Origin of the sequence: Citrobacter sp. FP75 (assembly GCF_018342065.1) — a bacterium.
GTDB lineage: Bacteria > Pseudomonadota > Gammaproteobacteria > Enterobacterales > Enterobacteriaceae > Citrobacter.
Genome location: NZ_JAFDOE010000002.1, coordinates 636793 through 660062, shown reverse-complemented (window position 1 = coordinate 660062; position 23270 = coordinate 636793). Strand labels below are relative to the sequence as shown.

General features: G+C 51.2%; 19 protein-coding genes. 8 read left to right on the top strand and 11 right to left on the bottom strand.

The genetic code is table 11. The annotated features are described in order from the left end of the window. Genes JQ822_RS10815 through JQ822_RS10780 form a run of 8 tightly spaced genes read right to left on the bottom strand, consistent with a single transcriptional unit; the run spans position 1 to position 10178 of the window. Positions 1-1212, bottom strand: a complete 1212-nt coding sequence (locus JQ822_RS10815) for a glycosyltransferase family 4 protein (RefSeq protein WP_213133464.1) — start codon at positions 1210-1212, stop codon at positions 1-3. Between the two features lie 14 nt (positions 1213-1226). Continuing rightward, positions 1227-2216, bottom strand: a complete 990-nt coding sequence (locus tag JQ822_RS10810) for a glycosyltransferase (RefSeq protein ID WP_213133463.1) — start codon at positions 2214-2216, stop codon at positions 1227-1229. After that, positions 2209-3591, bottom strand: a complete 1383-nt coding sequence (locus JQ822_RS10805) for a capsular biosynthesis protein (protein ID WP_213133462.1) — start codon at positions 3589-3591, stop codon at positions 2209-2211. The genes JQ822_RS10810 and JQ822_RS10805 overlap by 8 nt, the downstream gene beginning before the upstream one ends. Continuing rightward, positions 3588-4799, bottom strand: coding sequence for a capsular biosynthesis protein (locus JQ822_RS10800; RefSeq protein ID WP_213133461.1), 1212 nt, complete (start codon positions 4797-4799; stop codon positions 3588-3590). Before JQ822_RS10800 ends, JQ822_RS10805 begins: the two co-directional genes overlap by 4 nt. Next, positions 4796-6925, bottom strand: a complete 2130-nt coding sequence (locus JQ822_RS10795) for a GumC family protein (protein WP_213133460.1) — start codon at positions 6923-6925, stop codon at positions 4796-4798. Before JQ822_RS10795 ends, JQ822_RS10800 begins: the two co-directional genes overlap by 4 nt. A gap of 2 nt (positions 6926-6927) precedes the next feature. Then, on the bottom strand, positions 6928-7485 hold the full coding sequence (locus JQ822_RS10790; RefSeq protein WP_213133459.1) for a polysaccharide biosynthesis/export family protein: 558 nt from the start codon (positions 7483-7485) through the stop codon (positions 6928-6930). A 1-nt stretch (position 7486) separates the two neighbouring features. Further along, a complete protein-coding gene (locus JQ822_RS10785) occupies positions 7487-8773 on the bottom strand; it encodes an outer membrane beta-barrel protein (protein ID WP_213133458.1) in 1287 nt (428 codons plus the stop codon). Further along, positions 8763-10178, bottom strand: a complete 1416-nt coding sequence (locus tag JQ822_RS10780) for an undecaprenyl-phosphate glucose phosphotransferase (RefSeq protein ID WP_213133457.1) — start codon at positions 10176-10178, stop codon at positions 8763-8765. The genes JQ822_RS10785 and JQ822_RS10780 overlap by 11 nt, the downstream gene beginning before the upstream one ends. A gap of 1029 nt (positions 10179-11207) precedes the next feature. Between JQ822_RS10780 and JQ822_RS10775 the strand changes: the two genes are divergently transcribed. From JQ822_RS10775 to JQ822_RS10760, 4 genes are read left to right on the top strand one after another with little or no spacing between them, the layout of a single operon-like run. Then, positions 11208-11792: a fimbrial protein gene (locus tag JQ822_RS10775; RefSeq protein WP_213133549.1), complete on the top strand. Its 585-nt coding sequence runs from the start codon at positions 11208-11210 to the stop codon at positions 11790-11792. A gap of 54 nt (positions 11793-11846) precedes the next feature. Next, on the top strand, positions 11847-12518 hold the full coding sequence (locus JQ822_RS10770) for a fimbrial biogenesis chaperone (protein WP_213133456.1): 672 nt from the start codon (positions 11847-11849) through the stop codon (positions 12516-12518). A gap of 13 nt (positions 12519-12531) precedes the next feature. Continuing rightward, positions 12532-15090, top strand: coding sequence for a fimbria/pilus outer membrane usher protein (locus tag JQ822_RS10765; protein WP_213133455.1), 2559 nt, complete (start codon positions 12532-12534; stop codon positions 15088-15090). A 10-nt stretch (positions 15091-15100) separates the two neighbouring features. Beyond that, positions 15101-16183 (top strand): fimbrial protein, encoded by a 1083-nt coding sequence (locus tag JQ822_RS10760; RefSeq protein ID WP_213133454.1) that lies wholly within the window; start codon positions 15101-15103, stop codon positions 16181-16183. Here the strand turns inward: JQ822_RS10760 and JQ822_RS10755 are convergent. After that, positions 16176-17627 (bottom strand): sensor histidine kinase, encoded by a 1452-nt coding sequence (locus JQ822_RS10755; protein WP_213133453.1) that lies wholly within the window; start codon positions 17625-17627, stop codon positions 16176-16178. The genes JQ822_RS10760 and JQ822_RS10755 overlap by 8 nt on opposite strands. Then, complete coding sequence (tctD, locus tag JQ822_RS10750; protein WP_213133452.1) at positions 17614-18288, bottom strand: transcriptional regulator TctD; 675 nt, start codon at positions 18286-18288, stop codon at positions 17614-17616. The genes JQ822_RS10755 and tctD overlap by 14 nt, the downstream gene beginning before the upstream one ends. 152 nt (positions 18289-18440) lie before the next feature. Here tctD and JQ822_RS10745 point away from each other — a divergent pair, with 152 nt between their 5' ends. The 3 genes from JQ822_RS10745 to JQ822_RS10735 are packed head-to-tail and all read left to right on the top strand — an operon-like array spanning position 18441 to position 21392. Beyond that, a complete protein-coding gene (locus tag JQ822_RS10745; protein ID WP_213133451.1) occupies positions 18441-19418 on the top strand; it encodes a Bug family tripartite tricarboxylate transporter substrate binding protein in 978 nt (325 codons plus the stop codon). Between the two features lie 14 nt (positions 19419-19432). After that, positions 19433-19867 carry a tripartite tricarboxylate transporter TctB family protein gene (locus JQ822_RS10740; RefSeq protein WP_213133450.1) on the top strand — a complete coding sequence of 145 codons (435 nt, stop codon included), beginning with the start codon at positions 19433-19435 and terminating at the stop codon, positions 19865-19867. A 10-nt stretch (positions 19868-19877) separates the two neighbouring features. Further along, positions 19878-21392, top strand: a complete 1515-nt coding sequence (locus JQ822_RS10735) for a tripartite tricarboxylate transporter permease (RefSeq protein WP_213133449.1) — start codon at positions 19878-19880, stop codon at positions 21390-21392. Positions 21393-21439: 47 nt separating this feature from the next. Here JQ822_RS10735 and JQ822_RS10730 read toward each other — a convergent pair whose 3' ends face one another. After that, a complete protein-coding gene (locus tag JQ822_RS10730) occupies positions 21440-22330 on the bottom strand; it encodes a LysR family transcriptional regulator (protein WP_213133448.1) in 891 nt (296 codons plus the stop codon). An 83-nt stretch (positions 22331-22413) separates the two neighbouring features. Here JQ822_RS10730 and JQ822_RS10725 point away from each other — a divergent pair, with 83 nt between their 5' ends. Further along, positions 22414-23031, top strand: coding sequence for a short chain dehydrogenase (locus tag JQ822_RS10725; protein ID WP_446715010.1), 618 nt, complete (start codon positions 22414-22416; stop codon positions 23029-23031). The last annotated feature ends 239 nt before the right edge of the window (positions 23032-23270 follow it).

Sequence of the window (23270 nt, the reverse complement as noted above, 5' to 3'; positions counted from 1 at the left end):
CTATGGCCTGCCCAGCAGTTCTTTATACAATGCCTGCAACGTCTCCATATGCTTGCTGAGCGCATATTTCTCACTCAGCCGTTGACGTCCATTCAAGCCCATCACCCGTGCTTTCTCCGGGTCTTCAACCAGCACATCCATCGCCTCCGCCAGCTCCTGCGCATTGCCCGGCGTAAATAAAATTCCTTCAACGCCATCACGAATTTGTTCAGGGATACCGCCAATACGTGAGCCAATTACCGGCTTCGCAAAAGACATTGCTTCTAATACCGCCATCGAACAGTTTTCATAACACTCTGAAGGCAGGATCACCGCCCGGGCGTGCTTAATTAGCTTATTAAGGCCTTCTCCTTGCTGCACATATCCTAAAAACTCCACGTCAGGATATTTAGCGGCCAACTCGTCATGCAGTGGGCCGTGGCCGACAATTTTCAGCGTCGCCGGGTTACGCATTTTCTGGTGGGCCGCCAACAACGTTGCCACCCCCTTTTCGCGGCTCAGGCGACCGAAGTACAGCATATAGCCTTCATCGCTTGTGGCATCAACAGGCTGGCTGTCGTCTACGCCGTTGACGATCACATCAATACGCGAATTCGGTAGCGTGCGTAGCAAAATGCCGCGTAAAAATGCGCTGGGGGATACAATCACATCCAGCGCCTGGTAATTTTGGGCGATGTATTGCCAGGTGGCTTCTAAAGAGAGCAGTAAGCTTTTTGCGGCTGAGCCTTCCTGGCAGCGGTATCTGAACGCATTGAAAACCGTCCCGGTTATGCAGGCATCGCACACTTTTCCGTCGCGTAGCATTGAGTAGGAGGGGCAAACAATCTTATAGTCATGGGCGGTCAACACCGTTTTACAGCCAAAATTGCGCGCCACTTTAATCAACGCGGGCGTGAGCTGATGATAGATATTATGAAAGTGAACAATATCCGGGCGTTCTTTTTGCAGCAATACCTGCATATTGCGGCAAGCTTCAGCATTATGAATAAAGTTAACCGCTGTTTTAATACCGCCTAACAGGTTACTTTCTTTATGGTAATCAATATTTTTGACAAAAAAATCCGCATAGTCCGAGGGGAAATTTTTTTCATGCTGCATCGAAAAATCAATCACCTGCACGCCGGCCTTTTTCAGCATTTCGCGCTCTTGAAAATAAACCGTTTCCGCACCGCCCTTAATAAAGAAAAACTTGTTAACCAATAAAATTTTCATTACACCAGCCCTTATTATTGTTGAATGATTTTACTGTTGGGCGGAGTCAGCGGATCGCGTACCGGATTAAGACTCCCTTTGAGCAATCCCGCGGAACGGACAATCATATTAATGACGCTTTGAACCCCATCGTTTAATGAACGATTTTGCACAATTTTCCACAGTGTGAAGGCCAGTAATGGCAGCAACACCACGGCAATAACACTGCCGTTGACGGTTATCAACGCGGCAAACAGGATGAGCAAATACAGCGCAAATACCGCCTCATTTTTGACCATTTTGAGCGCGCGTGTGAAATACGGTGTTCCCCAGCTACAGCGTAAAAGCTCTCCCGGCGCCTGGTAGTAGCCGCTTAACCAGCGATGCTTGAGCATCTTGAAGGTCGGCAGAGTATGAGAAGTATGACTAAAATAAGGGATGTCCAGGCGACGCAGTTTGTATCCGGCATCGGTTAATCTCAGCCCTAGTTCAGCTTCTTCATATGCGTGCAAATTCCGGTTAGTCAGATAACCAATCTTTTCAATCGCCGCGCGGCGATACAGCCCGCCGCCGCCTAAATGGTCACAATCACCCACGGGATAGATCTGATTAATTCGCTGCTTACGGGATTTAAACTCATAGTTCGCCGCATCATCCATTTCGACGGTCCCCGCCACACCGGCATATTCCTCATGGGCCTGTAAAAAGGCGACCGCCCGATCGACGAACCCGTCTTCCAGCTCCATATCGCCGTCCATCAGCAGCAGGTACTCGCCTTCGCTATAAAGGTAGCCCAGTTGGTGTCCTACGCCGCAGCAGCGATCGCCAGGCTCCGTTAATGACACCACCGTCACCCCTTTATTCACCGCCAGCTGCTGGGTGCTATCGGTCGACAAGCTATCGGCCACAATAATTTTATGTGGATATCCCACCAGCTGTCGGCGGATGCTGTCGATAGTTTTCTCAATACCTTTCGCTTCGTTGAGCGTCTTAATACTCACCGAAATAAACGGGTTATTATCCATACCCTCCTCCTGCACTGCGAAGAACGGTGCGACGAATCACTAAGCTTGAACCGAGGGAGAGATAAAACAGGAACTGTAGCATCGGCGTTATCATCAAAATCTGGCTGTAAGGTAAGCTCACTAAACAAGCGATTGCAAAAGCGTTATAAGCTGGCGCAAAGCTCAATAATTGCAGGTCCTGCTGGTCCAGTTGTTCAAGCGCCAGCACAGGCTTTGGCTGACACACTTTCAGAATATAAATAAACAGGCCAATAAACAGCAGCGTGCCAATAACGCCTATTTCCCACAGCAGCATACTCAGGGACGTGGAGTCCAGAATCAGGTTATAGACAATATTCAAAAACCCTGGTGATACCGTGCTTCCGCTGTTCGTTGCGTTCAGTCCGTAACCAAACAGCGTACCGGACAGCCCCCAAAGATCGTTATTTTTCAGCCAGAACAGAAACGTCGTGAAGCGCCCCAGCTCTCCGGTGGACATGATGTAGTTAGGGTCAAAAATATAGCTGAGTGAATCGATGAAAACGCTGAAGGCGCTTTTTGTCGGATCGCCGCCAAAAGCCGAGGAATAATACCAGGCCAGAATCATAATCGACAGGCCGATGAGCACCAGCATGCTCGCGATAATCATCAACAACGTTTTAAGGTTTATTCTATTGATGTCTTTAACATAGCTCGGCGAAATCCATACCCAGGCCAGGAATACCGGCGAAAGCAGGATGACAAACTTCACTTCGCCAATGATACACAGTCCAAATCCAAGAATAATATGCAGCGCCATGGATTTAAACGTCGTCAGTCCGTGTTTATATTCCGAGAGTTTGAGCAACATAATCAGCAGGCAAAATAACCCCATTGCGGCCGTATTACCGCCGCCCATTGGGTCGCCGCCAAACGTCCCGACCACCGAGTCCCATTTTTCCTCTTCGCCGCGCTGGGCCACGCGCTGGGGAACCACCAGCAATACCTGATAGATCATCACCGGGATTTGCGCATAAAACACCCAATACAGATAGCGCGTAGCCCGATAAATCTGCGACTCCCGGCAGAATCCCAGCAGCAAACAGATCATGACCAGCGACAGTGCAATTTCATTTTTAAAGGCGACAATCGCAACGGTTATCCCCCCCTGCAGCAGCGTCGAAGTCCCAGCCAGCACCAGAAAAGAGAAATACAACGCAAGAATAATGGTCTCCTGCGCATCCAGATGCAGCGGGCTCTCACGTGTTTGCATCACCATTAATCCAACCATCAGCAGCGTCAGAAAGAACGGGATCCACAGCACCGACTGCATGCCGGTAAAATATTGCACCAGACCACACAGGATCAGCGTGATAAAGGTATATACCTGTAAATAATACCCGGTATTCAGCGTCATAGTATCACCGGCCTGTCTTTCAGGAGATTGGCTCGCTTGTTCATTTTCAGATAAATGAAGGCATAGCGAATAAATGTCAGTGAAGAAAACAAGATGACCGACGTTGCATAGTCTTTGTAAAAATAGGGCGTGATAACAAAAGCAAACAGCACAATCGCCAGCTGTTCCAGTTGGATGCGCAGAAAATAGCGATGGGAACCAAAAATAAGCTCAATCACCGTCAAAGGACTGATCGCCAGTGCCGGGAACAAATAGGGCAACATATAGCGTGATGTCTCAATGGAGTTAATCCAGTCTTCACTAAATCCAAGCCGCATCACTATCGGGTAGAAAATAAAGACCCCGAGGGTACAGACCACCCCGAGCACTAAAAGCAGTAAACGGACCTTGGTATATTCCTGATAATTAAAGGTGTTATTACGAAAATCAATAGACCACTTGGAGAAAATGGTATTGCGTACCGCATTGCCAATAATCACCACCGGGGCCAGGCAGAAGCGGCTGACAACGGAAAAATAGCCCGCCGTCAGTGCCGAGAACCAGAAGTTAATCAGCATAATTGGCAAATTGCTGCTGGCCATCGCCAGCACCTCAGCGCTGCCGACTTTGCTGATGTGATGAATATTGTCCTTAAAGAACAGCCAATTATTCATTGGGCGAAGATGCTGAGACGTCACCGAGCGAATATCAAACGAATGTAAAATACAGCTTATGGTCAGCACCATCGTCGCGCACGCCCACGACCAATAAAACAGCTGTACATGGTGCGTAAACAGTACAGAAAGCACGACTACCACAGAAACAGAAATACGCTGGAAGATCAGAAAACGAAAGTTGGCCGTGCGTAGCGACAGGTTTTCCGAGATTAAAACCCACGCCGTTGCCAGCGTCAGCAAATAGAGAAACAGGATATTCTGGTGAAACAACCACGCGGTCAGTACGGCGTACGGTAGCGCAATAATCGTGCTTTGAATCAGACAAAACACGACATTCTGCACCAGTTCGTCGTCCTGCTGTTTAGGAATTAACAGCTGTGAAGCAAAGGTACAGACCTGAGCGCCCACCACGGCAATACTGTAGTTGAGCGCATACAGCCCGACCTCGGCCATGTCATACTTATGTGAGATCAACCAGATAGACAACGCACCAATCAACTGCGAAATGACGGATGAGCCGGCTATCGTGGAAGCGCTCTTCAGTAGACTCATACGCGGCCTGGCGTCGTCATCAGTTGGTCAGTACTGAAGTTCAGAGAACGCAGTCCTTCTTGCGTTTCGAGGTTTTTTTCCTCGACCCCGTTCAGCACCGCGCCAATCACCACGCCATGATTATCCTCTATCGTGTCCAGCGCGCGGGTAATGGTCTGCACCGACCCCACTCCGGCTTTCACGATGAAAACAACCCCGTCGGCGGCTCGCTTAATCAGCTGAATATCCTGGCTTTGATTCACCGCCGCAACATCAATAATAATGCGCTTATAGCGCGACCTCAGCTCACGCATTAAGGGTTCAACATTTCCCGACGACAGCATCAGCAAAGAAGAGATGGTGGACTTACCGCGTGGGATGAAATCGAGATTCTCATTGATCGTCATCCGCACGTTTTCCAGCACGGTTTCGCCGCGCAGCAGCTCCGCCACGCCCGCAGATGCTGCGCTAGCAAGCTCAGAGGATAAGCCATCGTTATTAAAAAAATCGGCATCAATAAGCAGCGTTTTCTGATCAAAACTGAACGAGCTCGCCAGCAAATTAGCCAGCAGAGAACGCCCCTCGCCGTGCTCTGTAGAAGCCACAGCGACTATCTGTAATGGCCTGCTATCAAGCATTATCCGGGTGCGGATACCGTGAACAATGTCGGCATTCAGCGGATTCTTCAAAATCATATCCCGAACTTGCGCCCGCCCTGTTACTCCGCTAAACCGGCGGATCTCACCCAGCGGTGCGAGGTTAAGGCATTTGCTCATGCGACTCAGGGTGCGAATAGAATTGTCCATTGCCGCTTTGACGATGAAGTACAGGATGCTAAACAACACCGCCATCAAGACCACCATCACCAACAGTAATGACTTATTCGGCTTAGCCGGTTTCAATGGGGGTACAGCAGGATCGTACAGCACCGCGTCGGCATTGACGCCGGACAGCGACAGCTCCTGAGTCCGCTGATAAAGGGTTTTATACAGCTCTTCCATTTTATCCAGCGACAGTTTTTGGCTGTTGTAGATATCCCGCTTTGACGCCATTTTCTGGAATATCTCTTTTTGCTGCGCCAGCTGCTGCCGGTAGTTATTTTCATCCGCAAGCGTGGCCAGATATTGCTGACGCAACCCTGTTTTCAGTTCGCCAAGGACCCGCGCCGTCTGGCTCTGGATCGACTGAACATCGGCTTCCGCTTTTAAAATCGTCGCATGTTTCGGCCCATACAGTTTTCGCTGTTCCGACAGCGTGCGCTGCGCCTGAATCAGCGCAATACGTAAGTCCTGAATCTGGGCATGGTCAGAAACAGATGGCTGTGAAATGATGCTCTCGAGGGATTTCCCTCCGCTATTCACTTCGTTATACACTGACTCCGCCGCGACCCGGCGCTGGGTCGCATCGGCCAGACGATTGGTCACAATGCTAAGCTGCTCGGTTTCAAAACCATCGATACCGCGGAAGGTTAACAATCCGGCATTTTTCAGGTAACCATCCATCTCCTCTTTTTGTTTGGCGATCGACGCCTGAATCTCGTCCATCTTTTCAGCATTCAGCGCTTTCGCTTTCTCCACTTTTTGCCGCTTTTGCTCGACCGTGTAGTTGATAAAAGCCTGCGCGACGCCGTTGGCTATCTCAGCCGAACGCTGTGGTGAGGGGGATTCATAGGAAATAGACGCCAGATTGGTCGTACGAATGCCGATGACCTTCAGGTGTTGCGACAAAGTCTTCAGCGCCTGGTCGACTCTCTGCTGCCGATGTTCACTGCCATCAGCCCCGACAGCTGCCGATTTATCGCCATTGAAGTCAGGATTTTCATCCAGCTTCAGGTCGCGTACCGCCTGCTCAAGGATAATTCGCGACTGCATCAGCGCATATTGCGTTTCGTAGTAACCGCTACGCGTTGAATCAAAGCCATCAACCTGAGGAAACGGCGAAACGTTATCGGCTTGTGCCTTTATCAGCACCGTCGCCGTCGACACATACTTTGATGTCATCATGCTGATCAAGGGATACGCCACCGCCCCGGCGATAATTCCGGTAAGCGCGATTTTCCAGGCATTCTTTTTCAGTTCTTTGGCAAAACGGGAGAGTTCAACTGCGTTTTCTCGCTTTTTGCCGTTTTCGACTATAGATAGTTTCATCGTTAGAAGAACCCCATGCCAATGATCACGACGTCCCCAGGACGCACCGAGTGCGTTAAATCCACATTCTCCAGCAGTTGATTGCTGCCCGACTGGCGAATATTGATATCTTTCCGGTCGGCGCGATCGGTAAATCCGCCAGCCTGAGCAATAGCTTTCTCCACGGTAAGCCCCGGCTCATACGCGAAACCATTTGGACTTTTCACTTCGCCTGAAACGTAGTATTTACGGAATTCAGCGACGCTGACCGTCACCATGGGATTGACCATATAACCATTACGCAGGCGTTGCGTTAATTCCGCACTAACCTGTTCTGGCGTTTTATCTTTTAATACGAGCGCACCAATATAGGGGAAATTGAGTGTCCCACTCTTATCAACGATAAATTTCATGGTCATCTCGGGTTCACCGTAAACCACGATATTGACCGTATCCCCGGCACCAAGATGGTAATCCGCTGCACTCGCAGCAGGATCGTCCGTTAATGGTGGCCTGGACGTTGCGCATCCGACCAACAGGATACTGAATAGCATAAACGCGCACAGTTCTATTATTTTCATTTTAGATCTGAACCTTAGCTGTAAGCATAATCATAGAATTATCATAACCGAGCGTTCTGATGACTTCCTGATTGTCATTGGGACCGATATAAAACGAATCAGTATCCTTATTAGAATTCAATGTATCTAACTGATATTTAATCTCAAAATTAACCGACGGCGTATAGTCATAGCTCATGGTAACGCTAAATACACCATTTTTATCATGCCGATCCTTGTTCTGTTTTTTATAGTCTTCCGTGGTGTATGAGTAATCGAGCAGAGTAGAAAAACGATTACCCAACCAGAAATGCTGGTACGAAACCCCATATTGTGTCACTAAAATATATCCCCCAACTTCCGATGGGTCTTTAATACTTTGCGACGAGTGCGCTGTGAAAACAGACTGTTGTAACGGTTTCCACTCTCCTTTTATGTCCCAGTTTAGACCATTAAAATCATGCGAGTTTGGATCGTTTTCAAATGTTTTGTACAACCACGAAATATTCATGTCGACATTGGTTTTACCCGTCAACTGTGATTTCAGGCCGTAAAGCAAATAGTATTCATTACTGTCTTTTTCTGAGTTGTTATCGTAATGACGTTGGTTCGTAATAAAACTATAGCGAAAACGCGTTCTCGAGGTGTATTGATCAAAAATCTCCGCAACCAGGCTATTTTCATGCCACTCCTGCTGCTGGATGTAATTGTAAAAATCCTCACTGGTATCCTGAACCTCCGACGTATTGCCGAACGTCAATTTTTTGTATAACAACGCCAGTTCTGCTTTACCGCGCCCATCCGGCGCACCATAGCTGTAGCGCAATTCACTATTGATAAAATTCGTCGATAACGGCGAGGTTATTCCAAACTGGCGAAACTGGCCCGGCAGAAAACCTTCCGTGATATCGCGACCACGATCTTCATGCCCAAGCGAATCCTCCAGATTCAGGGTTAAGCCGTGCATTTGTCCGTAGCGCCATGCACCGTTAAAACGGAAAAAATGATCGTTATAGTTGTCGGCGGAATCGCTGGAGTAGTGACGGTAATCGCCAGAATACATCAGCAAATACTTATCCTGGCCGCGCTCACCGATCATACTCAGCACGGGCGCTGCACTCTGAAAAGCGGAACCTTTAGCATCGCGGTTATGCGGCTGATAAGTCACGTTATCATCATAGCCATAATCCACCCCAACCTTGCCCTGGAAGTCGATCCCCGCAAAGCCAATGTGTGATTTCGGTGTCAAATCAGCCCATGCGGACTGCGATATCACGATCCCGGTAATAACGATTATTTTAGTATGCATTCTTACCGACAAATCCTTTGAAAATAGTTTTAATAATAATTTTTATATCCAGCCATAATGACCAGTTCTGAATATATTCAATGTCATACTGGACACGTTTTTCCATCTTATAAAGCGCATCGATTTCCCCACGAAACCCGTTGATCTGCGCGAGACCGGTGATTCCTGGCTTCACTTTATGGCGGATCATGTAATTTTCGACCTGCTTGCGATACTGCTCATTATGCGTAACCGCATGCGGTCTGGGACCGACAATCGACATACTGCCCTGCAATACATTAATAAATTGCGGTAACTCATCGAGTGAGGTACGACGTAAAAAACTGCCGAATTTTGTCACCCGTGGATCGTTTTTTGTGGCCTGGATAACGGTGTCCGCGTTCTCCATCACTCGCATTGAGCGAAACTTCCAGACCTTAATTTTTTGCCCGCTCAGGCCATACCGATCTTGCTTGAAAAAAACCGGCCCGCGCGAAGTGAGTTTGATCCCAATGGCAATGGCTAACATTAGCGAGGAAATCATCACCATAATGATACTGCCCAAAACCAGATCTTCCGCCCGCTTAATAAACGAGCCAGCCCCTTCAAACGGGGAGCTAAAGATGCCGATGGTTTGTAGGTTGTGGATCGACCGCAGCTTGGACATATTGTTACTGTAGGTATAAAAATCAGGCACAATATAGGTATCAACCGTAGTGTCAGACATCATCGCCAAAAAGTGACGAATTCGCTGTAAGGCCACCATCGGTAGCGCAATATAGATCTCATCTATATTCCCCTGCCTGGCTTCTTCAACTAAATTGATCACCGAACCACGAAAAGGACTTTTTATTTTGTCCACCACCTCGCCGCAACGGGATGGGCTGCGCTCATCATAAAATGCCAGATCTAATTTGATGTTGGCATATTCAGTGGTCAATGCGCTTTCCGCCGCCAGACCATTCTCGGTAAGCCCAATCACAGCAACGCGAACACTTTTCCTAGCGGAGTATTTGAAAAGAAAAAAACGGATATAGTAGAGAAAAGGCAGCGGAATAAAATACCAGTAGATAATGGCTGAACAAAAAGGAGGTGCCAGTGGCTCCAGGTATCCAAGTGAGTCAGGTTCAAGAACCATCATACTGAGCAGTTCGTTAAAAAAGATAGCCAGAAGGGTACACCCAAGCAGCCGCTTCTGGTTGCGTAAACCAATGGTTTTAATTTTTTGCTGATACATTTTAGTGTACTCAGCGAATAATAAGAAGAAAGTAGAGAACAGAATACTAAGGATGATAATAGTTTTAAATGGCACCAAACCTAACAGGTGCGCGCTAAAAATCAACGTAATATTGATAACAAGAAAATCGACCAGTTTCAGAACCACTGGATATCCTTGACTGCTAATCTTTAGCGAATTTTTAAGCATATCTCAACCTATTATCGATTGATCTTTAATTGTTTTTTTCTCATTTCACAATGTTAATTATATCACAAGCTTAAAAAATACAAGGGTAGATTGTCAGCAAATGTAAAAACAAAGATGACAGATTGTGACGAACACCTCAAGAGAAATCAGCATCCATATGATTTTATTGATCATTAAAATCAAGCTCGATTTATTTTCCTTATTAGAAAATATAATTACCTGCAACAAAAATCGCATTGACAGATAACAATTCATGAACTAAAGGTGAGTGGAATTGTATGATGAACGCCTGGGTCACTTACTGGAGTAAGATCAGCGGGATTCTCTCACTTGCCGCCTTCCTACAACTTAAAATCCGTAGCGTAATTAATATCCGCCAGAAAAATAACCCTGCAATATATTCACAAAAAAAATAATTAGCGAGATCACTATGAGTACAATGCTTGCTGATAGTATCCAGGATTATCGTCATTCTGATGTGTAAAATTGAAGAACAATGAAACCCAGCAAAAAAATTTAGTTTAAATAATTGTAGCAACTCCGATGATGAGAGATGACCAATATGACTTTGCTGGTATAAAAACCACACTATAAACCATCAACCAAAAAAATGAACATCACATTTCACCAATGTCAACATTATACAAACACACACATCTAACAACAGAATTTTCAGCACATTTCAACCTGCTTATTAAAAAATAAGAATAGAATAAATGACAACATTAATATTTTGTTAAACACGCAACAGCAATAATCCCACCAGTTATTTATAATCATGTATACGCTATGTTAAAAAACATCAAAAACATTATCTCAATACCATTTCGCTGCACTAAAAAATTATGTTTACTTATTTTTCGCAAATAAATAATATCCACAGCGGATTACTTGTTGAGCAATTTACGAACGTTAATCGTTTCTTTCAAATGAAGTCCCGCATCATTTTTTGACATTGATGTACTCCAGCTGAACCTGCGCCTCTGACAAGTACTCTTCTGGGTAAATAATAAATTTAACGGAGTTATGATGAAGAAAACTACGCTCACCAGCACCGTGCTGGTCGCTTTATTTGCTGCTAATGTTGGCGCGGTAGGAACAACTTACGTTACCACTGCGGCATCAGGCTCTAAAGCGACAGCGACGGTCCATTTTACCGGTGAAATCGTCGCCAGTACCTGCGTGGTGAACACCGCCAATCCAACAAATACAACCGTCACATTGCCGAAAGTTACCAACCAGCTATTTAGCGGCGCGGGTTCTACCACCGGCGATACCCCGTTTACATTGCAATTTACCGGTTGTACTGGTGCAGCGGGAGCAGGCAGCTATGTAGTGGTCTTTACCGGTAAAAACCCTGGCAGTAAGACCACATTGCTGGAAGCAACTCGTTCGACAGGGGCGGCCAAAGATGTCGGCATTGAAGTGGACAATACAGGTAATTCAGGCAGCGCCCTTGATTTCGCCTCTGGTTCAAATGAAGTGCAATTGTCCCCGACCCCTGCGGGCGATGCGCAAATCGATCTGGTCGCCAAGTATCAGCAAATAGGCTCAACGCTGCCTGCGGCAGGCACAATCACTGCGGATATGAATTACACCGTCATTTATAAATAACGGACGTTGATTGCTATGGATGGCACTGTTCCCTGAATCTGGAAAGTGCACCTGATGAATAAAGTATTCTTTTGCCTGATGTTGTGCGTCATCAGCACCGCTCACAGCGCTATTAATTTGGGTCAAACGCGCGTTATTTATAATGAGAACGATAAAGCGGCGATGTTTGACGTCAACAATAATACAGACAAACCATATATGGTACAGACGTGGCTGGATAAGGGTAATCCAGACGAGACGCCAGCCAATCTACCAATGATAATTACCCCGCCGATCCTGAAACTCGACGGACATAAATCCGCCGTGTTGCGAGCTATTTATCAGGGCAGCGGCTTTCCCCAGGATGTTGAATCGGTATTGTGGATTAATGTGCAGGAAATCCCCACCATTGAAAACGAGGATAACACCTTGCAGCTGGCGCAACGTATTCGCATCAAACTTTTTTATCGCCCTGCTGGATTGAATATGACGCTACCTGAAGCGGTCGAGAAATTACAGTGGCAGTGTCACGGTAATACTCTGCGTGCCGTTAATCCTACACCGCTTCATATTTCTTTGACGCAGTTGCATATTAACGGCCAACACATTGATGCCGATATGGTTAATCCTCATGGCGAACGCACGTTTACGCTGTCGCAGCAAAAAGTCAGCCGTATTGGTTTTAACTGGGTAGATGATTACGGCGGCACTAACGCGGTCAATAACGTCCCGGTAGCGTGTTATTAAGTCAGGGGTTGCAATGATGATAATAAATAAGCAACCGCAACGGTTCAAGGAAAAGGCCTTTACGTTGTCAGCGTTGGTCATGTGTATGCCTGCTTACGCCAGCGGCGCACCACAGTTTAATACCCGTTTTGTACACGGTGCGCAAAACATCACCTCCGTTGAGCAAATAGCCCGTAATGACGGGCTTAGCGAAGGGACGTTTGAGTACGATATTTATCTCGATCACAACTTCATTGAGACGCGCAATGTTGCCTTCAAAAGACGTCAGCCGGAAGACACGCCACAACCTTGCCTGAGCGCTGACGATCTACGCAGATACGGGATTAAAATCCCGGATGGCCGCACCGATGCCTGCATTGAGCTCGCAGCGCTGATAGCAAACAGCCACCTGACGGCAGATGCAAACTACCAGCGCATTGATATTTCAGTTCCGGAGGCTTTTCTGCTCTCGACTGCACATGATGCTATCCCGGAATCAGCCTATGACGATGGGATTAATGCGGCTTTTGTCGGCTACAACGCCAATACCACCCGTCTGACTGAACAGGGTCAGGATCATGACTCCGTCTTTGCCAGCTTTGCCAACGGCATCAACCTGGCGGGGTGGCATTTCCGTAACCAGTCTACGTTCAGCTACGCCAGCGGTTCAGGTCGCCAGTGGCAGGCTGTTTCTACGTGGGTGGAGCGCAACATTGTTGCGCTACGTAGCCGCTTGCGCATCGGGCAAACCTACACGGACGATAATGTGTTCGACAGTATCCAGTTTACCGGGGCGCAGCTCACCAGCGATGAAAATATGTTGCCAGATAGTCAACGCGATTTTGCCCCGGTCGTACGCGGCGTCGCCAATAGCAATGCCACAATAGAAATCCGGCAAAATGGCTACCTGATCTACAGTAAAAACGTCGCGCCGGGCGCGTTTGACATTGACGATATTAACCCCAGCAACCAAAGTGGCGATCTGGATGTTAGCGTTACTGAGGCCGATGGCAGCCGTCGCAATTTCAGCGTGCCTTATTCAGCGGTACCGAACATGCTGCGCGCTGGTAACAGCCGCTTTCAGTTTACGGCAGGGGAATATCGTGACGGCTACAGCGGCGGCTGGCGACCCCGTTTTGTCCAGGGAACGTTGAGCTATGGCCTCAGCTCTGGAACCACGCTGTACGGCGGTTTACTGACGGCGGAAAGTTACAACGCGATTGCCAGCGGGGTCGCTCAGGATCTGCATCAGTTCGGTGCGATCTCCTTTGATATCACCGCCGCCAGGGCCCTGCTTGCCAGCGGAGAAGCGTCCACGGGGCAAAGTTACCGTTTCCTCTATTCTAAATCGCTGAACCAGTACGGCACGGATTTCCGTCTGGTCGGCTACCGTTACAATACATCCGGCTATTACAGCTTTAGCGACACCATTAACGAGCACAACAGCTGGTCCTCGGGCTATTACGACATCGCCTATGACGACCCCAATCAGCAACTGCGTTTTCCTGGCGAGCAGCACAACAGGAAGCATTACTACACCAATAACTACAATAATCGTCGCCAACGTTTTGAGGTTTCTGTTAACCAGCGTTTGTGGGACAACGCCTCGCTTTACGTTAGCGCCAGCCAGCAAAACTACTGGCACAACGGCAGTCACGACCGCACGATACAGCTGGGTTACAACGATACGCTGGGGAAAATCAACTGGAGCGTATACGTGCAGGATACCCGCAACCAGTACGACTATCAGGACCGTAGTATCAATCTGACATTATCCATCCCATTCGATTTCATGGACAGTCACGGCTTTGTCTCTGCCAACATGATGCATAGTCAGCAGAATGGCGACAGCTACTCCACCAGCTACAGCAACACCGCATTTGACGATCGTCTGAGCTGGGGCGTCCAGGGCAGCACCACCGATCGGCAGGATCCCTCTACTGGCGTTAACGCCGCCTGGCAAGGTGACAAGATCAACGTTCAGGGAGGCTATAGCGCTGGGCGCAACTACCAGAATATGAATATGGGCATCAGCGGCGGTGCGATGCTGCACGCAGGCGGCGTTACGCTTATGCACTCTCCGGGTGACACCATGGTGTTGGTCGAGGCTCAAAATGCAGACGGCGTCCATATCCAGCAACAAAACGGCGTGGCGATAGACGGTAACGGCTATGCGGTCCTGACTGCGGCAGATGCCTGGCATTACAACGTGGTGAGTCTGAATACCGCCGATATTGGCGCCGGTCTGGATATTCCCCAGGCACAGAAAAAAATTGTCCCGACAGAGAAAGCCATCAGCAAAGTGGTGTTTGAAACCTTCAGTGGGCGCAACTATCTGGTGAATGCCGTCATACCTGGCGACATTGCCCCTCCGGTCGGGGCGATTGTGCGGGATGCCAAAGGCCGCAATCACGGCCTGGTCGGTTTGCATGGCGCACTGTATGCCAGCGGCGTGGAAGATAATTCGCGCCTGGAAGTGCGTTGGGGCTCCCATCCAGATGAACACTGCTTTATTCAGATGCCGGATAACCATCACCAGCCGGTGAAGAAAATCGGATACACACAAATTACCGCCCAGTGCGTCGGCTCGTAAGGTGCTATCAATGAACCCGTTAAACACAGTTAAACTCATGGTACTGCTTTGTCTGTCGATCTTCAGTAGTACAAGCTATGCGGTGAGCTGTACAGCGAACAGCGTCTCTATACACGTTGACCCGATTAAAATCAGCCACAGCACCGCCGCCGGGGACACCGTCTGGGTGTCCAATTCGCAGACCGTTAGCGTCACCTGCCGCGACACAGACCATATGCCCCAGGGCGAAGCTGCCAGAATCTACATCGACCCAGACCATGAGTTTGCGCGTTTTTTGCAGGGAACCAATATGAAACTGGTGGTGAGCATCGACGGTCGTTCTTACGATCAGGGCGCGCAGGCCGTCACCACCCACTATCAGGCAACGCTGCCAAGAACGGGTTCTACCAGTTTCTGTAACCAAAACAGAAACAGGAATAGCAGTAACTGCCTGGCGCACCCGCAAACCTTTTCTTTCACCTTTAACCTCAGCCTGGTCGCAACCGGGAAGCTCCCGGACCCTTTGCCCGCGCTGGCGGGTCGTACCATCAACAAAGTTTTCGTCGTCGACGGTATTGGCAGTATTAACGCCTGTGGTATGCATTGCACTGCCAGCAATCCAGCTAAAAATTTTGGTCCCGCGCTTAATGGCCTGAATAACATCAGCTATATCAACTGCGAGCCGATCGTCTCTATCGCCTCTGACAAAGGAACGGATACCGTCGAGTTTGGCAGGATCAGCATTACCGAAGCTAAAGCGGGAAAGGACAACAGCCACCGTAAACAGTTTGCCGTTATCGCTGCAGAAGCCGCCGGGAAGCATGAATGTCGCGGCATCAACTACGCGGTGACGTTTACCGGCACCACACAAAACAGCGGCGCGGTTTTTACCGGTCAGGGTACGCCGGATATTGGCGTTACGCTCCAGGATGCTGCGCAGCCCGGCGCCGGGGATATTATCAGCGGCAACCGCATCGATTTTACCAGCGGTGCGTTTACCAGCCAGAGCGACAGTCGGCGCAAAGAGTTTATGGCAACCCTGTTCTGGCTGAAGAATCCACCACGACCCGGCACATTTAGTATCCCGGTCAACGCGACGGTGACCTTTAAATAACAGGCGCAGGACGACACTGATCGTCCTGCCCTTCTCGCTCCAGGCACAAAAACCGTACCCGTACGCTTAGCCCGCCCAGGGTTTCACTGCGCGAGAGTTGCGGATGCGTACGGTGCAGACGCGCAATATCATTGACCAGCGCCAGCCCAATCCCCGCCCCGGGGACATTGCCCACGTTTTCCAGACGATGAAACGGTAACAGCGCCTGATGCACCCGATCGTCATCAATGCCGGGCCCGCTATCCTCAACCATCAGCACCACGCTTTCTCCCTCGCGCAGCAGGCGGGCAGTCACCATCCCCTGCGCAGGCGTGTATTTCAGCGCATTATCCAGCAGATTCCCGCACAGCTCGCCGAGCAGGACATCATCCCCTTCAACCCATACCGCGCCCTGCTCCCCTTCATAGCCGAGATCGATGGCTTTACTGCGCGCCTGCGCCAGGCGGGTAAAACAGCTGGTTTGCACCATCTCAAACAGATTGACCGGTGAAAAGTGCCTTTCCCCCTGCTCTTTGCGCTTCACTGCAGAAAGCTGTAATAGCCTTTCCGTCAGCTGAATGGTGCTATCCAGCGTGGTGCTCATGGCCTGTAAACTCTCATACCACTGCTGCGGTTGCGGGCTGGCGAGGGCAACCGCTGCCTGGGTTTTCAGCACCGCCAGCGGAGTTTTTAACTGATGAGAAGCATCTGCGCTGAAGCGCTCCTGCCGCGAAATAAGCGCACGTAGTCGATCAATGTAGCGGTTGAATGCCACAATCAGCAGACGGGTCTCCGACCACGGCAGCAGCTCCGGCAGCGGCGTCAGCAGCCCCGGCTCGCGGCGTACCATCAGCGACGACAGCTGGCGCATCGGGCGTAACACCCGGCGCAGCAGCCAACCGACCAGCACCAGCGTGAGCAGCACCAGCAGCCCTTGCGAAACCCACGAGGAAAACAGCAGCTGTCGCGCCAGATAGCGTCGCGATTGCAGCGTTTCGGCGACATAAATCTCCGCCATACCGACAATCCCGCCTTCATTCACCGGCTGGAGCAGACGCGCCACGCGAATCGCCTCGCCGCGATATTCGGTATGATAAAACCACGCCAGCGCCGGATAAAGCCGTGTGCGTGAAGTTGCTGGCGGCATTGCCGGCAAATCGTCATAGCCTGAAATCACCTTCCCCGTCGGATCCACCACCTTGTAATACAGCCTGTCGTTCATGTTCAGTTCAAAGCTGTCCAGCACGACCCACGGCACGTTCACTTCCAGCTGTTTATGGCGCACAACCAGCCGCTCAGAGACGGTCCTGGCAGACGAGAGCAGCGTCCGGTCATACGCCTGGGTCGCCGCCTGCAGTGCGCTAACGTAACTGTTAAACGCCGACAGCCCCCACAGCAACAGTAGCGGCAGACCAAGGAACATCAGCAGTTGCAGGTACAGCGACTGGGGCTTAACCCACTTCATCGCCACGCTCCAGCACGTAACCGAGGCCGCGCAAAGTCGCGATGCGCACGTCGCTTCCGTGCAGTTTTTTCCGCAGACGGTGGATGTAAAGCTCAATGCTTTCGGGGCTGACTTCATCGCTCAGGCTGAAAACCTGTTCAAACAGCTGCTGGCGCGAGACCGGGCGCAACCGCCGGTACATCAGCACCGTCAGCAGCGCCTGTTCGCGCGGCGTTAACGCCAGCGGCTGCCCCTGCAACAGAAAATAGCCTTCATCGTGAAACGCCAGTTCGCCCAGTTGCTGGATGCCCTGCACCTGTCCCGCACTGCGCCGCAGCAAGGCCCGCAACCGGGCATCAAGTTCTTCGATTTCAAATGGTTTTGCCAGATAGTCATCAGCCCCTGCGTTAAGTCCCTTCACCCGATCCGCCACCGCGCTGCGCGCCGTCAACAGCAGAACCGGGAGCGTTTGCCCACGCTTGCGCAGTCGCTGGACGACGTCCAGGCCGTCCAGTCCCGGCATATTGATGTCCAGCACCGCCAGCGCGTAGGTTTCGCTGTGTAAAAGGTGATCGGCTGCCAGACCATCAAAAACGCAGTCAACGGCAAAACCGTTTTGCACCAGCGCTTTCTCCAGCCAGTGAGCCAACTCACGGTTATCTTCCGCTAATAAGAGACGCATATCACATCCTGTAAAGTTTCTGCCGCATTGAAAGGGAATTGAAAGGTTAATGTTTTAACAATCATGCAACCGAACTGCTACACATCGGTTCACATAATCACAAAAATAATCTTCCGTACCCGAAATCCGGTCATCCGGCGTGAGGATAAATAATGAAAAAACAATTACTTCGTACCCTTACTGCAAGCATGTTACTGATGAGTACCTCTGTTCTGGCGGAACAAGCGCCCTCGCGTACCGAATGTATCGCCCCGGCGAAACCCGGCGGCGGTTTTGACCTCACCTGTAAGCTGATTCAGGTGAGCATGATGGAAACCGGTGCCATCGAAAAACCGATGCGCGTGACCTATATGCCAGGCGGCGTCGGAGCCGTGGCGTATAACGCCATCGTCGCGCAACGCCCGGCTGAGGCAGGAACCGTAGTGGCCTTTTCCGGCGGCTCGCTGCTGAACCTGTCGCAGGGCAAATTTGGCCGCTACGGCGTCGATGATGTGCGCTGGCTGGCGAGCGTGGGCACTGACTACGGCATGATTGCTGTACTCAATGATTCCCCGTGGAAGACGCTGAAAGACCTGCTGACAGCGATGGAGAAAGATCCCAATAGCGTGGTGATTGGCGCAGGTGCCTCAATTGGCAGTCAGGACTGGATGAAGTCGGCGCTGCTGGCGCAAAAGGCCAACGTCGATCCGCACAAGATGCGTTACGTGGCGTTTGAAGGCGGCGGCGAGCCGGTCACCGCGCTGATGGGCAACCACGTGCAGGTGGTTTCCGGCGACCTCAGTGAGATGGTGCCTTATCTCAGCGGCGACAAGATCCGCGTGCTCGCGGTGTTCTCCGACCAGCGCCTACCGGGTCAGTTAGCCAATGTGCCCACCGCCAAAGAGCAGGGATATGACCTCGTGTGGCCGATCATTCGTGGCTTCTACGTCGGACCAAAAGTCAGCGACGCCGAATATCAATGGTGGGTGGACGCCTTTAGCAAACTCCAGCAAACCGATGAGTTTAAAAAGCAGCGAGATCTGCGCGGTCTGTTTGAATTCAATATGAGCGGGAAGCAACTCGATGAGTACGTGAAGAAACAGGTCACCGATTATCGTGAGCAGGCAAAAGCCTTCGGTCTGGCGAAATAAACGCAGGGGCAACCATGATGAGCGATCGTATTTTTGCGGGTATCTGGCTGTTGCTCTGCATAGCCGGGCTATTCATAGCCTGGCAAATCACCAGCGAATACAGCTATGAGCCGGTTGGGCCACGTCCCTTTCCGTTGGGCATTATCGGTCTGATGTTGCTGTGCGCCGTGGCGCTGTTACTGCGCCACCCGGACACCATCAGTTGGCCTCGTCGCCACGTGCTGCAAAAGCTGCTGACGATGGTGATTATTCTGTTTATGTACGCCTGGGGTTTTGAATGGCTGGGCTTCCCCATTGCCACTGCCATTCTCACCGTGGTGATCGGCTTGCTGTTCGGGGCCACCATCCCGGCAGCGGGTATTTCCGGGTCGGTTCTCGGCATTTTGTTGTGGTATGCCTTCGATCGGCTGCTTGACGTCACCTTACCTCTCGGCGCCTGGCTGAGTTAACGGAGAAACGATGGATACCTGGATATATCTTTCTCAGGGTTTTGCAGTGGCGATGACGCCGGAAAACCTTGTCATCGCGCTGATCGGCTGTTTTGTTGGCACTATTGTCGGGCTGCTGCCAGGACTGGGGCCGATCAACGGCGTGGCGATCCTGCTGCCGCTGGCCTTTGCGTTGCATCTGCCCGCAGAGTCTGCGCTGATCCTGCTGGCGACCGTCTATATCGGCTGTGAATATGGCGGGCGAATCTCATCGATTTTGTTGAACGTGCCCGGCGATGCCGCCGCCATTATGACCGCCCTCGACGGTTACCCGATGGCCCAGCAAGGGCGCGGCGGCGTGGCGCTCTCTATCTCGGCGGTCAGCTCTTTCTTTGGTTCGCTCATCGCCATCGGCGGCATCATTCTGTTTGCCCCGGCGTTGGCTCAATGGTCGCTGGCCTTCGGTCCGGCGGAATACTTTGCCTTAATGGTCTTCGCCATTGCCTGCCTCGGCAGCATGATGGCGCAAAACCCGTTGAAATCATTTCTGGCAGCGCTGATCGGTCTTGGCCTTGCGACCGTCGGCGTAGACGCCAATACCGGGGTTTATCGCTTCACCTTTGACAGTGTCCATCTCTCCGACGGCGTGCAGTTTATCGTGGTGGTGATTGGGCTGTTCTCTGTCTCAGAAATACTGTTAATGCTGGAACATACCAGCAGCGGCCAGGCGCTGGTGCGCAAAACGGGCCGCATGATGTTCAACGCAAAAGAAGGTGCACAGTGCGTGGGCGCCACGTTGCGCTCGTCGGTGATTGGCTTTTTTGTCGGCGTACTTCCCGGCGCCGGGGCCACCATCGCCAGTGCTATCACCTACATGACGGAGAAAAAGCTCAGCGGTAACAGCGACAGCTTCGGTAAAGGGGATATTCGCGGCGTGGCCGCGCCGGAAGCGGCAAACAACGCCTCGGCCTGCGGCTCGTTTATTCCGATGCTGACGCTCGGCGTGCCGGGCTCCGGCACTACGGCGGTGATGATGGGTGCGCTGACGCTGTACAATATCACACCGGGTCCGGCGATGTTTACCGAGCAACCGGATATCGTTTGGGGGCTAATTGCCGCGCTGCTGATTGCCAACGTGATGCTGCTGGTAATGAACATCCCTCTGATCGGTCTGTTTACCCGCATGCTGACCATCCCGTTGTGGTTCCTGGTACCGGCTATTGCGGCGGTTTCAGCCGTGGGCGTGTATGCCGTGCACAGCACCACCTTCGATCTGGTACTGATGGTCGGACTCGGCGTATTTGGCTACATTTTGCGTAAAATGCACTTCCCGATGTCGCCGTTAATTTTAGGCTTTGTGCTGGGGGAAATGCTGGAGCAGAACCTGCGCCGCGCGCTGTCGATCAGTAACGGCAGTATGGATATTCTGTGGGCTAGCGGCGTAGCAAAAGTGCTGCTGGCGATGGCGGTGATGGTTATCGTTGTCCCGCCGGTGCTGCGCCTGATCCGTAAGCGCAACAGCAAGCCGCAGATGGATATCGGCTAGTCATATGCCAGATGGCGTAGTTCACAGCGCCATCCGGCATTTTTATTTCAGCGTAAACCCTGAGTTCCTTCCAACACGTGCTCGACAAACTGCGTCAACTTGGGCAATGGGCGTAAATCCTGGCGCCACAGCAGATGAATCGGTCGCGGCTGCGGCGTAAACCCTTCCAGCACTCGAACCAGTTTGCCGCTGGCAAGCTCTTCTGCCAGTAACACTTCCGGCTGTAGCAGCAGGCCCGCGCCCGCTACCGCCGCCATGCGCAGGCCGTGGCCATCGTTACAGCGCAGGATCGCCTCGCGTTTCCATCTGACCTCGCCTTCCATACCCGGCAGCTTCCATTCATTACGCGCCGTCCACACGGTGTGAGATAGGCACAGATGATCCGCCAGATCCGCGGGCGTCCGGGGCGTACCGTGGCGTGCCAGATAGTCTGCTGACGCACAGATCGCCATGCGATAAGGGCACAGGTATTTCGCCACCACGTCGGTCTGATGAATATCGCCAATGCGAATCGCCAGATCGACCCCTTCATCCACCAGATCAACCATCCGGTTGGTCAGATCCAGCTCGATGCGCACTTCCGGCCAGCGTTGTAAAAACGCCGCGGCCAGCGGCGAGATTACACAGGCACCAAAGGAGGTGGGTGCGCTGATGCGCAGCGTCCCCGCCGGGGCCAAACGCAGCCGCTCCACCGAACGTTCGGCTATCGACACCTGTTCCAGCACGCGACGCGCTTCCTCAAAATAGACGCGCCCGGCATCGGTCAGGCTCTGGCGACGGGTGTTGCGCTCCAGCAGTCGCGTACCGAGCTGCGCTTCCAGCAGCGCGATATATTTCCCCACCATCACCGCCGACATCTCCAGCCGCGTTGCCGCCCCGGTAAAGCTGCCGCTTTCCACCACGGCGATAAACGTTTCCATACCGCGTAACTTATCCATATTACAAACCTCTGGTTAGTAATCATCTAACTTTTAGCCAGTTTATCCGATTTCATTTTCATTAAAGAATAGTGGCTCACACTATTGCGGAGGTGGTTATGAAAATCGTCATTATTGGTGCCAGCGGTACCGTCGGTCGCGCAGTCGCAGAAGAATTGGGTCGCAAGCATGAGATTGTCCGCGTGGGCCGCACACAGGGTGATTACCAGGTCGATATCACCTCACAACGCAGCGTGCAGACGCTATTTGAAAAAATTGGCAAGGTGGATGCCATTGTTTCCGCCACCGGGAGCCTGTTTTTTGGTCCGCTGTCGACCATGACCGAAGGCGAGTTTAATCAGGGATTGCAGGATAAATTGCTGGGCCAGGTGCGGCTGGCATTAACCGGACAGCATTATCTCAACGATGGCGGGTCCATCACGCTGATTAGCGGCATTATCGCCCATGAGCCCATTGTGCAGGGGGCCAGCGCGGCAACGGTCAACGCTGGGCTGGAAGGGTTTGTGCGCGCCGCAGCCTGTGAATTAGGGCGCGGCATACGCATCAACCTGATAAGCCCTACCGTGCTGAGTGAATCCGCCGCTGCCTATGACGGGTTCTTCCCCGGTTTTGAAAGCGTCCCTGCCGCCACGGTCGCCAACGCCTATCGCCGCAGCGTCGAAGGCATCCAAACCGGACGTATTTATAAAGTCGGTTACTGACATTTTTGCTGCCGCGGCATTCCGTCTGCGGCAGCCTGATTAATCCCCTGTTTTAAAATAACTTTTCCCTCCCCTCTCCTTCTGCTGGCATTTATCCCCACCGTTTATAATGTTAAATATTTGTTGTTTTTGATCACAAATAATAAACAAACAAGCCCATTCTGTGCGCGTTTTTCAAAAATGTAGATATTTTTAATTTATGGCTACGAAACGAGCAGCGCCATGTCTCCCTGACAATC

Excerpts from the sequence above, each read along its gene's own strand:
- JQ822_RS10815 (WP_213133464.1), bottom strand. The coding sequence starts at position 1,212 with ATGAAAATTTTATTGGTTAACAAGTTTTTCTTTATTAAGGGCGGTGCG.
- JQ822_RS10810 (WP_213133463.1), bottom strand. The coding sequence starts at position 2,216 with ATGGATAATAACCCGTTTATTTCGGTGAGTATTAAGACGCTCAACGAA.
- JQ822_RS10805 (WP_213133462.1), bottom strand. The coding sequence starts at position 3,591 with ATGACGCTGAATACCGGGTATTATTTACAGGTATATACCTTTATCACG.
- JQ822_RS10800 (WP_213133461.1), bottom strand. The coding sequence starts at position 4,799 with ATGAGTCTACTGAAGAGCGCTTCCACGATAGCCGGCTCATCCGTCATT.
- JQ822_RS10795 (WP_213133460.1), bottom strand. The coding sequence starts at position 6,925 with ATGAAACTATCTATAGTCGAAAACGGCAAAAAGCGAGAAAACGCAGTT.
- JQ822_RS10790 (WP_213133459.1), bottom strand. The coding sequence starts at position 7,485 with ATGAAAATAATAGAACTGTGCGCGTTTATGCTATTCAGTATCCTGTTG.
- JQ822_RS10785 (WP_213133458.1), bottom strand. The coding sequence starts at position 8,773 with ATGCATACTAAAATAATCGTTATTACCGGGATCGTGATATCGCAGTCC.
- JQ822_RS10780 (WP_213133457.1), bottom strand. The coding sequence starts at position 10,178 with ATGCTTAAAAATTCGCTAAAGATTAGCAGTCAAGGATATCCAGTGGTT.
- JQ822_RS10775 (WP_213133549.1), top strand. The coding sequence starts at position 11,208 with ATGAAGAAAACTACGCTCACCAGCACCGTGCTGGTCGCTTTATTTGCT.
- JQ822_RS10770 (WP_213133456.1), top strand. The coding sequence starts at position 11,847 with ATGAATAAAGTATTCTTTTGCCTGATGTTGTGCGTCATCAGCACCGCT.
- JQ822_RS10765 (WP_213133455.1), top strand. The coding sequence starts at position 12,532 with ATGATGATAATAAATAAGCAACCGCAACGGTTCAAGGAAAAGGCCTTT.
- JQ822_RS10760 (WP_213133454.1), top strand. The coding sequence starts at position 15,101 with ATGAACCCGTTAAACACAGTTAAACTCATGGTACTGCTTTGTCTGTCG.
- JQ822_RS10755 (WP_213133453.1), bottom strand. The coding sequence starts at position 17,627 with ATGAAGTGGGTTAAGCCCCAGTCGCTGTACCTGCAACTGCTGATGTTC.
- tctD (WP_213133452.1), bottom strand. The coding sequence starts at position 18,288 with ATGCGTCTCTTATTAGCGGAAGATAACCGTGAGTTGGCTCACTGGCTG.
- JQ822_RS10745 (WP_213133451.1), top strand. The coding sequence starts at position 18,441 with ATGAAAAAACAATTACTTCGTACCCTTACTGCAAGCATGTTACTGATG.
- JQ822_RS10740 (WP_213133450.1), top strand. The coding sequence starts at position 19,433 with ATGATGAGCGATCGTATTTTTGCGGGTATCTGGCTGTTGCTCTGCATA.
- JQ822_RS10735 (WP_213133449.1), top strand. The coding sequence starts at position 19,878 with ATGGATACCTGGATATATCTTTCTCAGGGTTTTGCAGTGGCGATGACG.
- JQ822_RS10730 (WP_213133448.1), bottom strand. The coding sequence starts at position 22,330 with ATGGATAAGTTACGCGGTATGGAAACGTTTATCGCCGTGGTGGAAAGC.